Below are 14,263 nucleotides of genomic sequence, written 5' to 3'. Positions count from 1 at the left end.
GGACTGAAATCCCGCCCGTACAGGAGGCGGTTAGGGGCCGGAGAACCCCCTGGCTGGTATCCGCCCCTATCCGGTGCGCTCCGATTCGCTTCAAAGCGTCATTAGTGGCCTGTCAGGGGGTGTTTTGGACAGGTTTGTCCCCCGTGGCGCGGTAGAATTGAGAGTGGAGATGCCTGTCCGCTGGGGAGGCTTCAATTCTGACGAACACAAGAGGAGTCGACAGCACCTGTGGCTAACGACAATGAGATGGACAACTCAGAGGTAACACCAGAGGACCACGCCGCGCCGGAAAAGGCCACCCCCGTGGAATACGGCGCGAATGAAATCACGGTTCTGGAAGGCCTTGAAGCGGTCCGCAAGCGCCCGGGCATGTACATCGGTTCCACCGGCCCCCGCGGTCTGCACCACCTGGTGTATGAAGTGGTGGATAACTCCGTGGATGAGGCGCTGGCAGGCTACTGCGACCACATTGAAGTGGTTCTGCAGTCCGACGGCGGCGTGCGCGTCACTGACAACGGCCGCGGCATTCCCGTGGATCTTCATCCCACCGAAGGCATCCCCACCGTCCAGGTTGTTATGACCATCCTGCACGCCGGCGGCAAGTTCGGCGGCGGCGGTTATGCAGTGTCCGGCGGCCTCCACGGCGTTGGTATCTCCGTGGTCAACGCGCTCTCAGAGCGGGTGGAAACTGAAGTACGCCGGCAGGGTTTTGTCTGGCGGCAGAGCTTCGCGAACGGCGGAAACCCCGTCGGCGAGCTGCGCCAGGGCGAAGAAACCAGCGAAACCGGCACCACCCAGACGTTCTACCCGGATCCGGCGATCTTCGAGACCACCGAGTTCGACTTCGAGACCCTGCGTGCCCGCTTCCAGCAGATGGCTTTCCTGAACAAGGGCCTGCGCATCCGGCTCACGGATGAGCGCACGCTGGAAGAGGAAACCGAGGAGATCGCCGAAACCACTGACGCGGACGCGGCTCCGAAGCACCGCACGGTGGACTACCTCTACGCGGATGGACTGCTCGACTACGTCAAGTACCTGAACTCCGCGAAGAAGGTCGAAGTTGTCCACGATGACGTGATCGCCTTTGAAACCGAGGACTCGGACAAGAAGATGGCCGTGGAAATGGCCATGCAGTGGACCACTGCGTACTCCGAGAGCGTCCACACCTATGCCAACACGATCAACACGCATGAGGGCGGAACGCACGAAGAGGGCTTCCGTGCCGCCATGACGTCCTTGATCAACAGGTACGCCCGCGAGAAGAACATCATCAAGGAAAAGGATGACAACCTCACCGGCGATGACATCCGTGAAGGGCTGACCGCCGTCATTTCGGTCAAGCTCGCCGAACCGCAGTTCGAAGGCCAGACCAAGACCAAGCTGGGCAACTCCGAGGTCAAGGGGTTTGTCCAGCGGGTGGTCACCGACCAGCTCGGTGACTGGCTTGAACGCAACCCGGGCCCGGCCCGCGACGTGATCCGCAAGTCCATCCAGGCCTCCCAGGCCCGCCTCGCGGCCCGCAAGGCCCGCGAATCCACGCGCCGCAAGGGACTCCTGGAATCCGGCGGCATGCCCGGCAAGCTGAAGGACTGCTCCTCCAAGGATCCGTCGAAGTCGGAAATCTACATTGTGGAGGGCGACTCCGCAGGCGGTTCGGCAGTCCGCGGACGCAACCCCGAAACCCAGGCCATCCTGCCGCTGCGCGGCAAGATCCTGAACGTGGAACGTGCCCGCTTGGACCGGGCCCTCAGCAACGCCGAAGTCCAGGCCATGATCACCGCGTTCGGTGCCGGAATCGGCGAGGACTTCGATGTGGAGAAGGCCCGGTACCACAAGATCGTGCTGATGGCCGATGCCGACGTCGACGGCCAGCACATCACCACCCTGCTGCTGACGCTGCTTTTCCGCTACATGCGTCCGTTGATCGAAAACGGTTACGTGTACCTGGCCCAGCCGCCGCTGTACCGCATCAAATGGTCCAACCACGCCCACGACTACGTCTACAGCGACCGTGAGCGGGACGAAGTCATCACCCGGGGCCTGGCCAACAACCAGCGCCTGCCGAAGGACAACGGCATCCAGCGCTACAAGGGCCTGGGCGAGATGGACTACACCGAACTCTGGGACACCACCATGGACCCCGACCACCGCACGCTGCTGCAGGTCACCATGGATGACGCAGCGGCCGTGGACCAGGTCTTCTCGGTGCTGATGGGCGAAGACGTCGAGTCCCGCCGCAGCTTCATCCAGCAGAACGCCAAGGACGTGCGCTTCCTGGACATCTAGCGGATTCAGTGCCGGCGACTGGCTGCCGGAGAGCATGGACTTTAGCGACTTAGAAACGGAAGCAGAACTATGAGTGATGAGACTCCCGAGGTAACCGGGGACGAGACTCCCCTGGCCGGGACCGCACTGACAGACCGGGTTGAGCAGATCGACCTGCAGACCGAGATGCAGCGCTCCTACCTTGACTACGCCATGGCGGTCATTGTGGGACGAGCCCTTCCCGACGTGCGGGACGGCCTGAAGCCCGTGCACCGCCGCGTGCTCTACGCGATGTTCGACGGCGGCTACCGTCCGGACCGCTCCTTCAACAAGTGCGCCCGCGTGGTCGGCGAGGTCATGGGCCAGTACCACCCGCACGGCGACTCGGCGATCTACGACGCCCTGGTCCGCCTGATCCAGGACTGGACCATGCGCTACCCGCTGGCCCTGGGACAGGGCAACTTCGGTTCCCCGGGTAACGACGGCGCTGCGGCGCCCCGTTACACGGAAACCAAGATGGCTCCGCTGGCCATGGAAATGGTCCGGGACATCGACGAGGAAACCGTTGATTTCCAGGACAACTACGACGGCCGCAACCAGGAACCGACCATCCTGCCGTCCCGGTTCCCGAACCTCCTGGTCAACGGCTCCTCCGGCATTGCCGTGGGCATGGCCACCAACATCCCGCCGCACAACCTGCGGGAAGTTGTTGACGGGGTCCAGTGGTACCTGCAGAACCCGGACGCGCCCAATGATGAGCTGCTTGAAGAACTGATCCGCCGGGTCAAGGGTCCGGACTTCCCCACCGGCGCGCAGATCCTGGGGCATAAGGGCATCGAGGATGCCTACCGCACCGGCCGCGGCTCCATCACCATGCGTGCCGTGGTCAACGTCGAGGAACTCCAGGGCCGCACCTGCCTGGTGGTCACCGAGCTGCCCTACCAGGCCAACCCGGACAACCTGGCCGTCAAGATCGCCGAGCTGGTCAAGGACGGCAAGATCACCGGCATCGCCGACATGCGCGACGAAACCTCCGGCCGCACCGGCCAGCGCCTGGTGATCGTGCTCAAGCGCGACGCCGTCGCCAAGGTGGTCCTGAACAACCTGTACAAGCACACCCAGCTGCAGGACAACTTCGGTGCCAACATGCTGGCCATTGTGGACGGCGTCCCCCGCACCCTGAGCCTGGATGCCTTCATCCGGCACTGGGTTACCCACCAGCTCGAAGTCATTGTGCGCCGCACCCGGTACCGGCTGCGCAAGGCCGAGGAAGCCGCCCACATCCTGCGCGGCCTGCTCAAGGCGCTGGACGCACTGGACGAGGTCATTGCCTTGATCCGCCGTTCCTCCACCGTCGAGGACGCCCGGAACGGCCTGATGGGTCTGCTGGAAATCGACGAGATCCAGTCCCAGGCGATCCTGGACATGCAGCTGCGCCGCCTGGCTGCCCTGGAACGCCAGAAAATCCAGGACCAGCATGCCAAGCTCGAAGCGGAAATCGCCGAGTACAACGTCATCCTGGCCTCCGACGAGCGCCAGCGGCAGATTGTCAGCGAGGAACTGCAGGAAATTGCCGACAAGTACGGCGATGACCGCCGCACGCACATCCTCATGGGCTACGACGGCGATATGAGCATGGAAGACCTCATTCCCGAAGAGGAAATGGTGGTCACCATCACCCGCGGCGGCTACGTCAAGCGCACCCGCAGCGACAACTACCGTCAGCAGGCCCGCGGCGGCAAGGGCATCAAGGGCGCCCAGCTGCGCGGGGACGACGTCGTCGAGCACTTCTTCGTCACCACCACGCACCACTGGCTGCTGTTCTTCACCAATCTGGGCCGGGTCTACCGGGCCAAGGCCTACGAACTGACAGAAGCAGGCCGGGATGCCAAGGGCCAGCACGTGGCCAACCTTCTGGCCTTCCAGCCCGACGAGCACATCGCCCAGGTCCTGGCACTGCCGGACTACGACGCCGCTCCGTACCTGGTGCTCGCCACCAAGCGCGGACTCGTGAAGAAGACCCGGCTGGCGGACTATGACACCAACCGTTCCGCCGGCGTCATCGCCATCAACCTGCGGGACGGCGACGAACTGGTCTCGGCCCAGCTGGTTTCCGAAACGGATGACCTGATGCTGGTTTCCCGCATGGGCCAGTCGCTGCGCTTCACGGCCACCGACGATGCCCTGCGCCCCATGGGACGGGCCACGTCCGGCGTTACGGGCATGAAGTTCCGGGAAGACGACGAACTGTTGGCGGCCGACGTCGTTACCGAGGACTCGTTTGTCTTCACGGTGACCGAAGGCGGCTATGCCAAGCGCACGAGCTCGGACGAATACCGTGTCCAGGGCCGCGGCGGCCTCGGCATCAAGGTCGGCAAACTCGCCGAGGAACGCGGCCATCTGGTCGGCGCCATGGTGGTCCAGGAAGAGGACGAAGTACTGGTGGTTATGCAGGGCGGCAAGGTAGTCCGCTCTTCCGTCACCGGCGTGCCGTCCAAGGGGCGCGACACGATGGGAGTTATCTTCGCCAAGCCGGACAAGAATGACCGGATCATCGCCGTTGCCCGCAATTCCGAGCGCGACCTGGCTATTGAAGAGGACGCTGAACCATCGGACGGAACTTCCGCAGCGGCCCTGGCAGCCGCCGGGGCGGCACCTGTGGCGCCCACAGGCGATGAAGTACCGTTGTCTACAAATGAAACGGCTGCGCCCGATGCACAGTCAGCACAAGATGGAGGTAGCGAGTGAGCTCGACCAACCCAAGCCCTAGGTCGTCCTCGGGCGGCGGGCCGCGGGTGAAAACCCCCGCCCGCCCTGCCCAGCGTCCTGGAGGGGGTCAGAGCACCTCGGGTAACCGCCAGCCGCTGGTGAAGCCCGCTCCCAAGGCCAAGGCCCGCAAGGCCCGGCTGCTGGTCAGCAAGATCGATCCCTGGTCCGTCCTGAAAATGGCCTTCCTGCTGTCCGTGGCGCTGGGCGTCGTCACCGTGGTGGCTGCCATTGTGCTGTGGACCGTGCTGGACCTGACCGGCATCTTTGACCGCGTCAACACGCTGCTGGGCGAGATTGCCGGCAGCGAGTCCGGCGGCTTCGACCTCCGTGACTTTGCCTCGCTGGGACAGGTGGTTTCCTTTGCGACCATCATCGCCGTGGTGAACGTCCTGCTGCTGACGGCGCTGTCGATGCTCGCAGCCGTGTTGTACAACATCGCCTCCACCCTGGTGGGCGGCATTGGTGTCACACTGACAGACGACTAGCGTTTTCCGGTTCCGGAGGAGTTCAAACAGCGCTTCAAACAGCGCCTCCGGAACCGGAAAACCACTCGATTTGGCGCGGGGCCGAAGGTACGGTAAAGTCATATCTCGGCCCGAAGAGGTTCGGGGCGTATAGCTCAGGCGGTTAGAGCGCTTCGCTGATAACGAAGAGGTCCCAGGTTCAAGTCCTGGTACGCCCACGGAACACCTTGCAAGAGGTGGACCACAACGGCAAGGAGGATTCCGTGAAGAAGTTGCTGGCAGTAACGGCAGCTGCGGCTGCGGGAGTCTTTGCTTTCAAGAAGTGGCAGGAAACTGCTGCTGAGAAGACCGTTTGGAAGGAATCGACCGACAAGGTCGACTAAAACCAAACAGCTTCCTGGTCATAACCTAGGGCAACAGTAGGTTATACTGGATAAGTTCTCATTTCGGGGGCATGGCGCAATTGGTAGCGCACCTGCTTTGCAAGCAGGGGGTTCGGGGTTCGAGTCCCCGTGCCTCCACCGAATACAGAAGGTCCCCGCTCTTCGGAGCGGGGACCTTCTGCGTTTCACCCATCAGGGATGGCCGGCTCTTCGCAGGATCCCTGCCCCTGCCGCAGCGCCGGGGCCCGGCTGTCCTGCACTAGTGTTGGCCTGTGAATATTTTCCTCGCGGTGGTAGGAGTGCTGGGCGTCTCCGCTTCCGGTCCCATTATGGCCGCTACCGCGGCTCCGGCTTTGGCCATTGCTTTCTGGCGCAATGCCATCGGCGCGGTGCTGATGGGTACTCCGGCCGTGCTGGGCCGGCGTCGGGAGTTCGGGCAGCTCACCGCCCGGGACTATAAGTGGACCGCCATTGCCGCTGTCGCGCTGGCGCTCCACTTTGCCTGCTTCATCACCTCGCTGCAGTTGACCTCTGTTGCGGCCGCCACGGCATTGGTATGCCTGCAGGCCGGCTGGATCGCGTTGTTCAATGTCCTGCGGGGTATCCGGGTTCCGCCCGTGGTCCTGGCGGGACTCGCGGCCGCATTTGCAGGCGTGCTGGTGATTTCCGGGTTCGATCTGGGCCTGTCCCGGGAGGCGCTCTTCGGTGACGTCCTCGCGGTGGCCGGAGGCGCCCTGGCGGGCGTGTACACGATTGCCGGCGGGAAGGCCCGGGAATCGATGTCTACGGGCATCTATACAACCCTCTGCTACGGTGCCTGCGCGCTGCTCCTCCTGGCCCTGTGTGCAGCCTTCCGGCAGCCTATTGTCGGCTTCCCGCCGGCGGCGTGGCTGGGGATCCTTGGAGTGACCGTGGTGGCGCAGATCCTGGGCCACACAGTGTTTAATCACCTGCTGGCCGTGATGAGTCCGCTGGTCGTGTCCATGATCATCCTGCTGGAGATCCCGGGAGCGGCCATCCTGGCGGCCGTCTTCCTTGACGAGCAGCTTCCCGCCGGTACTTACGCGGGACTGGCACTAATCCTGGCCGGACTAACGGTTGTCGTTGCCGGCCAGGGCAGGCTCCGCAGACGGTCAGCGGCAACCGCTCAGCAGGTGCCTCCCGCCCCGCCGGCCCTTGGCGGGGACCAGCTCTAGGCAGGGGTTTCAAAGCAGAGTCTGCCAAAGCAGAGAAGGAGGGCTCCGCCATAGGCGGAGCCCTCCTTCTTCAGTACTTGTCCGGTCCGGCCCTAGCCGATGCCCGAACCGGTTCTGCTACTTGCCGGTGTTGTTCTCCGAATGGGCGCCGGAGGGCTTTGCAGCATCCTTGGCGTCGCCGGTGGTTTCCTTGGTGTGCTTGCCGGCCTCGGAGGCCTTCTCGCCGGACCGGGCAGCAGCGCGCTCGGCCGCTTCCTTGATGCTGGCAACGGTCTCCGCGGTATCAGACGGTGCGGGCGCAGCGGCGTCCGTGGTCTTTGCGGCAGGCTTAGCCGCCGGCGTCGGCTTGGGCACCTCGACAATGGGCGTGGTGGCCTCTGCCGGCTTGGCCGCAGCGGCCGAGGAAGCACCGGTGCTGGCAGGAGCCGTTGCCGGGGTGGTGGTTGCCGGCTTGGGCGCTGCGCCGGTGCCGGCGGCAGGCTTGGGAGCCGGTGTCTTCCACGGATCCTCGACCGGACGGGAAGCGCGCCAGGCGGCCACTCCGGCCGTTACTGCCGCTGCAATGATGCCGAAGACCAGCCAGCCCTTGCCGCCGCTCTTCTGGTTCTTGCGGGCTTCCTTGGCAGCCTGCGCGGCCGCCTTCTGTGCCCGCTTCAGTGCCTTCTTGTTTCCCGTAACCTTCGCAACGGCCGTCTGCACGGGTACGTTGGCAGCGGTCAGGCTGCGCGAAACGCTGTCTGCGGCAACCCCGATGCGCGTGGACAGGGCGGGAATGTAATCATCGACAACCCGGTCCTTGGCCGTGTTCAGTGCCGGGGTAGCACGGTCCAGGGTGTTCTGAATGCGCGGAGCGGCTTCATCCACTGCGTGGCTGATGCGCGGCCCAACCTTCTCGAGCCCGCCCTGGATGCGGGGCGTGACGGTGGCTACGCCCTGGGCGATTTCATCAGCAGCGCGCTTGATGCCGTCCTGGATCTTCGGAGATGCGGTCTCGATCCCCTTTTCAATCCGCGGAACGGCCCAGCCCTTGGCTGCGTCGACCTTGGGTGTTGCCCACTCGCGGGCAGTCACGATGCCTGCTGCAACATTGGCTTCGAGATCATGGGTCATGCGGTCCTTCTTCAAAACTACCTCCCGGGATAGTTGTCGTTTCAGCCTTAGCCTACGTGTTCCTGCGGGTCTCTGCTATCAAGGGCCCTGACAGGGCGCGGTTTTCACTGTGCGCTGAACACGGCAGATTCCGCCCACGCGTAGAAGCGCCGTGGAACAATGTCCTTATGACTGCTATTCCTACAGCAAAAGCAACCATCCACACTTCCATGGGTGACATCCGTGTCAACCTGTTCGGAAATCACGCCCCCAAGACGGTCAAGAACTTCGTGGGCCTGGCCACCGGCGAAATCGAGTGGACCGATCCGGCAACGGGTGAGAAGACCACCCGTCCGCTCTACGACGGAACGATCTTCCACCGCATCATCAAGGACTTCATGATCCAGGGCGGCGACCCCCTGGGCCGCGGCACCGGCGGACCGGGCTACCAGTTCGACGACGAGATCAACCCCGATCTCGACTTCTCCGCCCCGTACAAGCTGGCCATGGCCAACGCGGGTGTCCAGATGGGCCGGGGTACCAACGGCTCGCAGTTCTTCATCACCTCCGTGCCCACCACGTGGCTGCAGGGCAAGCACACCATCTTCGGTGAGGTTGCCGACGACGAGTCGCGTGCACTGGTGGACCAGCTCAACGCGGTTTCCACCGACGGACGCGACAAGCCGGCCGAAGACGTGGTTATCAACAGCATTACCGTCGAACAGCTCTAATCTGTTCGGAGGTGCCCCGGCCGGAGTCTCCGGCCGGGGCTTTTCGTCAATCCGGGAGTCCCAGCAATGTCATATGGTGTGCCGGCCGAGGTGCCGGCTTCTCAGGTGCCCGTGTGTCCCCGCCATCCGGACCGGGTCAGCTACATCCGCTGCCAGCGCTGCGGGCGCCCTGCCTGCCCCGAGTGCCAGCAGAACGCTGCAGTAGGCGTCCAGTGCGTGGACTGCTTCAACGAGCAGCGCAAGACGCAGCCGACATACCGGACTCCCTTCGGAGGGCGAGTTGCCCCGGATGGAAAACCGGTGGTGACCATCACCATCATGGCGGTGTGTGCCGTGGCCTACGTGCTGCAGCTGCTGCAGCCGGAATTCACGCGGACTTTCTTCTACGCACCTGTACTGACGGATTATCAGCCGTGGCGCCTGCTGACCGCAGCATTCCTGCATTCACAGGGCAGTCCCATCCACATTGCCTTTAACCTCTACGCCCTCTGGTTCCTGGGCCGCAGCCTGGAACCCTTGTTCGGCCGCGTCCGGTTCGCCCTGCTGTACCTGATCTCGGCCTTGGGCGGGTCTGTGGGCGTGATGTACCTGGCGGATCCCGCGGTTGCCGTGGTGGGCGCCTCCGGTGCCGTGTTCGGACTCTTCGGTGCCCTGTTCGTGGTGATCCGGCAGCGGCGGGGGGAGCTGCGTTCGCTGCTGATCCTGCTGGCAGTCAACCTCGTCCTTGGGTTCGTGGTCCCCGGGATCGCCTGGCAGGCCCATGTGGGCGGCCTGGTCACCGGTGCAGCCTGTGCCGCCGTTCTGGCGTACACGCCCCGTGGAAAGCGGCGCACGGCCATCCAGTTCGCCGGTCTGGCCGGGATAGTGCTGGTGCTTGTGGTGGCAGCTGTGCTCTGGCAGTCTCCGGTGCAGATTATCCCCGGGTAACCCGCGCAATATTGCCGTCTTTTTGTGTGCCCGCCGTCACTGACGGCGGGCACAGCCTTTTAACGTCGGGGAAGTCTCCCATGGATCTGCCCCTCAGGCCCTGCGTGCCGGGATGAAGGCGCAAGGGCGCTCCGGACATCCAAAAGTTATCCACAGGGATACCCACAGTGTTAATAACCTACATGCATGTAATTTCCGAGTCCTACGGCCGATCCACAGGGTTATCCATAGGCTGCGGGGAGTTACACACATGTAATTCCACAGGTGTGGATAACCTCCTTCCCTTTGTTTGCAAGGAAGTTGACGAAGTAACCCACAGAGTTTCCCACACCTGTGGATAACTCCGTGCACAACCTGTGAACAACGTGGAAAACCGGGGATAGCGGTCGTCCGGGCAAACAAAAAGGCTTCCCGGTGCCGAATACGGCACCGGGAAGCCTAGGGCACGAGGCCGGAGCGTCAGCGCCAGCGCGTCGTCATCAGGAAGCCCACAATCGCGAGGCCGAAGCCCACCAGGATGTTGCTGTCACCGAAAGCCGGTACCGGGTACTCCCCCTGGGTGATGTAGTACGTGATGATCCACAGCAGGCCGAGGATCATCAGGCCGAACATGACAGGCTTGTACCAAACGGGGTTTTCCTTGGGCACCGACGCAGTCTGTGTTGGGGCTGCGGGGCGGGAAGGCTTCTTGCGGGATTTGGACTCAGGCACGGATCCTCCTAGCGGAACCGGCTCTGCAGACGCCGGTGGTTGTGGTCATGGGCTGGGACAACCACGGTCCCGCCGGAGAAGTCTCCTTCAACGCGCAGACCTGTTAGGGTCATCCCTATTCTGATTATCCTAGCGAATTCCGGGGCCAAGCTGTCCCGGGTTCCCTAAGGCCGTGAAATACCGGTCCCCGCCAAAAGGAGAGCGTTGGCCGAGCCACCCGTCACCACCATGCAGCACCGACGCCGGCGTCGTGCTTCCACGCGCCGTCCAGGAGGAAAGGGGCGGATGCTGGTCCAGATAGCCGGAGAGCTCCTGATAACGCTCGGAGTTGTTCTGGCACTGTTTGTCGCCTGGCAGCTCTGGTGGACCAACATTGACTCCAACCGGGCCCAGCAGGAGGCCATTGACGGGTTGTTTGAGGACTTCGACCTCCCCGCAGCACCACCGGCTTCCTCGTCCCAGGACTACGGAGATCCGGTGGTGCTGGACCCTCTGAGTAAGGAAGGCGAGACATTCGCCGTCGTGTATGTTCCCCGGTTCGGGGCGGATTATGCCGCGCCCGTGACCAGCGGCGTCGGAACGGCCGTGCTGGATCGCCTGGGGCTGGGACACTATCCCGCTACCGCGATGCCCGGAGGCGTTGGCAACTTCGCCGTGGCCGGCCACCGGCAGACCCACGGCAAGGCCTTGGATCCTATCCACACCCTCGTGCCCGGAGACCACATCTACGTTCAGACCGCGGACGGTTACTACGACTACGTCTACCGCAATACCCAGATAGTGCTGCCCGACCGGGTCGATGTGATTGCCGCTGTCCCCACGGATCCGGCAGCTGTCCCGAGCGAACGCTTCCTGACCCTCACCAGCTGCAACCCGCGCTTCGGCTCCGAGGAACGCATTATTGCGTACGCCCTGCTGGACTCGTGGCAGCCTCTGTCCGCGGGCCCCCCGCCGGCAATTGCAGACGTCGTTGCCGCCAATGCCTCCGGAGGTCGCTAAAATGTACGGATGGTTGTTTCGGCACCTTCCCGGACCGCTGTGGTTCCGGATCCTGCTCTCCGCGGTGCTGATAGCCGCGGCCATCTTGGCCCTGATGGAGTATGTCTTCCCCTGGCTTGCCGAGAGCAGTCTTCTTCCTTCATTGACGGATTCAACGATTGGCGGTTCCTAGCACCATGAGCACCCGGATCCTGGTGGTCGACAACTATGACAGCTTTGTATATACGCTGGTGGGCTACCTGCAGGAACTCGGGGCGGAAACCACGGTGATCCGCAATGATGACCTGAGTGTCGAGTCGGCGATGGAGCTGGCTGCCCGCCACAACGGGGTGCTGGTTTCCCCCGGTCCGGGCACACCGGGTGAGGCGGGTGTGTCGGTAGACCTGATCCGCTGGTGCGGCGCTACCGCAACGCCGATGCTGGGCATCTGCCTGGGCCATCAGGCGCTGGCGGAAGCCTACGGCGGCACGGTGACGCACGCGCCTGAACTGATGCACGGGAAGACCTCGCTCGTGGAACACGGCGGTGAGGATGTTTTTGCGGGACTGGCCAGCCCGCTTACCGCTACCCGCTACCACTCGCTGGCGGCTGTCACCGATAGCATTCCCGCCGAGCTGCGGGTTACGGCGCGAACAGCCAGCGGAATCATCATGGGCCTGCGGCACGCGGCAGCACCGCTGTCCGGCGTGCAGTTCCACCCCGAGTCCGTCCTCACCGAGGGCGGCTACCAAATGCTGGGCAACTGGCTGGAGTCAGTCGGACTGGCAGGAGCGGCGGCCCACGCGGCCACGCTGAGCCCGCTCATCTCCAGCGCAGCGCAGGCCGGGCCGAAGACTCCCGCCCGCGCCTAGCGCCGTCCCGGAGCGAGGGCGGGCGTACTGGACGGCGAGGGCGTCGGAGCAGGCGTCGGTTCCGGAGCCGGGGCCTTGGCAACCGACAGGACCACGGTAGTGCGCGGGGCCACGTCCGTACCGGCGGGAACACTTTGCGCGATGACCGTGCCGGGTGCTGCATCGGATTCGACCTCCGTCCGTTTCGGAGTCAGAAGGAGTGTCGGATCCAGCAGTTTGGTTTGGGCCTCCTCCCAAGGCATCCCCTCGAGGTTCGGAACGGTTACCCGTCCGGTGGAGACCACGATGTCGACTTCGCTGTCTGCCGGCACGGTCTCGCCGATAGCGGGATCGGTGCCGAGGACGCGTCCCGACTCCATGGTGGAGCTGTTGCCCCCGATCGTGGCCCCGCCCCTGAGGCCGAGCCCGCGAAGTTCGTCGCGGGCGCCCGATTCCGTCATTCCCACCAGATCCTGCGGGATGGTCATGCTGGAAGGTCCCTTGGAGATGTAGAGCGTGATGCTCTCGTCCTTGACTACCTCTGCGCCGCCCGCCGGAGTGGTGCGGATGGCCAGGTCCTCGGCCACGCTGTCGCTGTATTCCTCGCTGATCCTGGGTGGCTGGAAGCCGGCGCTGATAATGGCGTTCATGGCATCGGTCTGGGATTTGCCCTCGACCTGGGGTACGGCTGCGGTAGCAGGAGCGGGGGGTTCGGCATTGACCATGTTCCATCCGACAAATCCGCCGACGGCGAGCACCAGGACCACCAGAATACTGAAGACGGTGATCCAGGCCCGCCGGCGGGCCTTTTGCTGGGGGTCACGGTCGCCTGTGGATCCGATGTCGAGGGCGGGGCGGTCTTCCGTCCGGGGATGATCATCGTCCGCAAGGAGCGAGCCGCCGGCAAGCACTTTGGCCATGGCCCGGGTGCGGGGTTCGTCCTCGGGCACCATGGCAACCGTGGCTGGTTCCGGCGGCCTTGGCACGGAGATCGCCTGTGTTGCAGCGGTGACGGGTCCGCCGTCGCGCGCCGAAAGCAGGGCTTCCCGGAATTCCCGCGCAGTCTGATAACGGTGGTCGCGGTCCTTGGCCAGTCCGCGTTTCAAGACGTCATCCAGGGCGGCTGGAACTTCGGGGTTCAGGCTGCTGGCCGTGACGGGCTGTTCCCGGACGTGCTGATAGGCCACGGAGACGGGGCTTTCACCGATGAACGGAGGCCTGCCCGTAAGCAGCTCGAACAGCAGGCATGCGGTGGAGTAAAGGTCACTGCGGGCATCCACGGTTTCGCCGCGGGCCTGCTCGGGGGATAGATACTGGGCGGTACCGACTACGGCCTGGGTCTGCGTCATGGTTGCGGCTGAATCCGCCATGGCACGGGCAATGCCGAAATCCATAACCTTGACTCCGCCGTCGGCGGTCACCATAACGTTGGCCGGCTTGATGTCCCGGTGGACGATTCCCGAGCGGTGGCTGTAATCAAGGGCAGCGAGGACCCCGAGGGAATAGTCAATCGACTTCTCGATGGTGAGCTCGTCTGCCTTAAGCAGGTCACGCAGGGTCCGCCCCGGAACGTATTCCATCACGATGTAGGGCAGCCGCACGTCGTCCCGCGGCGAGGCGGACTCCTGGTCTCCGGTGTCATATACGGACACGACGGAGGGGTGGTTTAGCCCCGCCACTGCCCGTGCCTCGCGCCGGAAGCGTGACTGGAACAGCGGATCACGGGCCAAATCCGGACGCAGCACCTTGATGGCCACGGTCCGGCCCAGTCGAATATCCCGGCCAAGGTAGACGTCGGCCATTCCGCCGCGTCCGATCAGTTCACCCACCTCGTAGCGCCCGTTCAGGACGTTATCGGTATTGAGGGTGGGCTGCCCTCGAAGGAATTCTGCGCTCATG

At 64.0% G+C, this 14,263-nt stretch carries 12 protein-coding genes and 2 tRNA genes; 11 read left to right on the top strand and 3 right to left on the bottom strand.

All coding sequences use genetic code 11. The features are described 5' to 3' along the window. Window positions 1-228 precede the first annotated feature (228 nt). The 7 genes from gyrB to NNX38_RS01030 all read left to right on the top strand — a co-directional run bounded on the left by gyrB (window position 229) and on the right by NNX38_RS01030 (window position 7,077). A complete protein-coding gene (gyrB, locus tag NNX38_RS01060; protein ID WP_370646346.1) occupies window positions 229-2,286 on the top strand; it encodes a DNA topoisomerase (ATP-hydrolyzing) subunit B in 2,058 nt (685 codons plus the stop codon). A gap of 69 nt (window positions 2,287-2,355) precedes the next feature. Next, complete coding sequence (gene gyrA, locus NNX38_RS01055) at window positions 2,356-5,013, top strand: DNA gyrase subunit A (RefSeq protein ID WP_255796318.1); 2,658 nt, start codon at window positions 2,356-2,358, stop codon at window positions 5,011-5,013. Then, the gene (locus tag NNX38_RS01050; protein WP_229951273.1) at window positions 5,010-5,519 is read left to right on the top strand and encodes a DUF3566 domain-containing protein; all 510 of its coding nucleotides are present in this window, start codon (window positions 5,010-5,012) and stop codon (window positions 5,517-5,519) included. The genes gyrA and NNX38_RS01050 overlap by 4 nt, the downstream gene beginning before the upstream one ends. 123 nt (window positions 5,520-5,642) lie before the next feature. Beyond that, window positions 5,643-5,716: transfer RNA gene (locus tag NNX38_RS01045), tRNA-Ile, on the top strand. 45 nt (window positions 5,717-5,761) lie between these two features. Next, window positions 5,762-5,881, top strand: coding sequence for a DLW-39 family protein (locus NNX38_RS01040; RefSeq protein WP_229951275.1), 120 nt, complete (start codon window positions 5,762-5,764; stop codon window positions 5,879-5,881). A 65-nt stretch (window positions 5,882-5,946) separates the two neighbouring features. Continuing rightward, a tRNA-Ala gene (locus NNX38_RS01035) sits at window positions 5,947-6,019 on the top strand. Window positions 6,020-6,153: 134 nt separating this feature from the next. Beyond that, window positions 6,154-7,077 (top strand): DMT family transporter, encoded by a 924-nt coding sequence (locus tag NNX38_RS01030; RefSeq protein ID WP_255796317.1) that lies wholly within the window; start codon window positions 6,154-6,156, stop codon window positions 7,075-7,077. Window positions 7,078-7,194: 117 nt separating this feature from the next. Here NNX38_RS01030 and NNX38_RS01025 read toward each other — a convergent pair whose 3' ends face one another. Next, window positions 7,195-8,187, bottom strand: a complete 993-nt coding sequence (locus NNX38_RS01025) for a hypothetical protein (RefSeq protein WP_255796316.1) — start codon at window positions 8,185-8,187, stop codon at window positions 7,195-7,197. Between the two features lie 167 nt (window positions 8,188-8,354). Here NNX38_RS01025 and NNX38_RS01020 point away from each other — a divergent pair, with 167 nt between their 5' ends. Together NNX38_RS01020 and NNX38_RS01015 are read left to right on the top strand one after the other, a co-directional pair. Next, window positions 8,355-8,897: a peptidylprolyl isomerase gene (locus tag NNX38_RS01020; RefSeq protein ID WP_229951279.1), complete on the top strand. Its 543-nt coding sequence runs from the start codon at window positions 8,355-8,357 to the stop codon at window positions 8,895-8,897. A 303-nt stretch (window positions 8,898-9,200) separates the two neighbouring features. Continuing rightward, complete coding sequence (locus NNX38_RS01015; RefSeq protein ID WP_308219809.1) at window positions 9,201-9,824, top strand: rhomboid family intramembrane serine protease; 624 nt, start codon at window positions 9,201-9,203, stop codon at window positions 9,822-9,824. A 459-nt stretch (window positions 9,825-10,283) separates the two neighbouring features. On the opposite strand, the gene NNX38_RS01010 is transcribed toward NNX38_RS01015, so the two are convergent. After that, window positions 10,284-10,535, bottom strand: coding sequence for a cell division protein CrgA (locus NNX38_RS01010; RefSeq protein ID WP_255796314.1), 252 nt, complete (start codon window positions 10,533-10,535; stop codon window positions 10,284-10,286). 228 nt (window positions 10,536-10,763) lie between these two features. Here NNX38_RS01010 and NNX38_RS01005 point away from each other — a divergent pair, with 228 nt between their 5' ends. Together NNX38_RS01005 and NNX38_RS01000 are read left to right on the top strand one after the other, a co-directional pair. After that, a complete protein-coding gene (locus NNX38_RS01005) occupies window positions 10,764-11,534 on the top strand; it encodes a class E sortase (RefSeq protein ID WP_255796742.1) in 771 nt (256 codons plus the stop codon). 176 nt (window positions 11,535-11,710) lie between these two features. Next, window positions 11,711-12,385: an aminodeoxychorismate/anthranilate synthase component II gene (locus tag NNX38_RS01000; RefSeq protein ID WP_255796313.1), complete on the top strand. Its 675-nt coding sequence runs from the start codon at window positions 11,711-11,713 to the stop codon at window positions 12,383-12,385. Here the strand turns inward: NNX38_RS01000 and pknB are convergent. Next, the gene (gene pknB, locus NNX38_RS00995) at window positions 12,382-14,262 is read right to left on the bottom strand and encodes a Stk1 family PASTA domain-containing Ser/Thr kinase (protein WP_255796312.1); all 1,881 of its coding nucleotides are present in this window, start codon (window positions 14,260-14,262) and stop codon (window positions 12,382-12,384) included. The two genes, NNX38_RS01000 and pknB, sit on opposite strands and share 4 nt — an antisense overlap. Window position 14,263: the final 1 nt, after the last annotated feature.

Origin of the sequence: Arthrobacter sp. zg-Y238 (assembly GCF_024385525.1) — a bacterium.
Classification (GTDB): domain Bacteria; phylum Actinomycetota; class Actinomycetes; order Actinomycetales; family Micrococcaceae; genus Arthrobacter_B; species Arthrobacter_B jinronghuae.
This window is presented reverse-complemented; position numbering and strand designations above follow the sequence as displayed.

Coding starts and splice junctions, on each gene's coding strand:
- gyrA (WP_255796318.1), top strand. CDS start 2,356: ATGAGTGATGAGACTCCCGAGGTAACCGGGGACGAGACTCCCCTGGCC.
- NNX38_RS01025 (WP_255796316.1), bottom strand. CDS start 8,187: ATGACCCATGATCTCGAAGCCAATGTTGCAGCAGGCATCGTGACTGCC.
- NNX38_RS01020 (WP_229951279.1), top strand. CDS start 8,355: ATGACTGCTATTCCTACAGCAAAAGCAACCATCCACACTTCCATGGGT.
- NNX38_RS01005 (WP_255796742.1), top strand. CDS start 10,764: ATGCAGCACCGACGCCGGCGTCGTGCTTCCACGCGCCGTCCAGGAGGA.
- NNX38_RS01000 (WP_255796313.1), top strand. CDS start 11,711: ATGAGCACCCGGATCCTGGTGGTCGACAACTATGACAGCTTTGTATAT.
- pknB (WP_255796312.1), bottom strand. CDS start 14,262: ATGAGCGCAGAATTCCTTCGAGGGCAGCCCACCCTCAATACCGATAAC.